This is a genomic window from Collinsella sp. OF02-10 (genome assembly GCF_003463445.1).
Taxonomy (GTDB): Bacteria; Actinomycetota; Coriobacteriia; order Coriobacteriales; family Coriobacteriaceae; genus Collinsella.
The window spans coordinates 3,183-3,558 of record NZ_QSCW01000037.1; the positions used below are offsets into that span (position 1 = coordinate 3,183).

At 59.6% G+C, this 376-nt stretch carries 1 protein-coding gene; it reads right to left on the reverse strand.

The features are described from left to right. Positions 1-48: 48 nt before the first annotated feature. Positions 49-376 (reverse strand): helix-turn-helix domain-containing protein (locus tag DXA43_RS10005; RefSeq protein WP_147344763.1); only part of this gene is annotated, 328 nt, incomplete at its 5' end.

Genomic DNA, 376 nt, shown 5'->3' on the forward strand with positions numbered 1-376 from the left:
CCCTGTGTATCAGCCCATTTCACCACCACGATAAGAGACAGGCAAGAATCAATCGGTTTTCGGCTCCGCCATATCGACGTGGATATGACCGTCCTCGTACCACGCGCCGTCCGGCAGACCGTCGGTGTCGCACCTCCAGCCCCTCAGCCACTTGATGACGGTAGACCTCGACACGCCCAGCGCCTTTGCTATGTCCGAGTGGTTGGCATCCGGGTGCTCCCGGGCATAGGAGCGAATCAGCTCGCGCTTCTCACCGCTTCCCTTCGGCCGACCTTGCAACGCATGACCGGCATCCTCGCTCAGAATCTCAAGGTTCGAACGCGCCATTCTGAGGTGCAGCGCCTGCTTCCTGTAGTTCCGCTTGTTTTTCGGGATC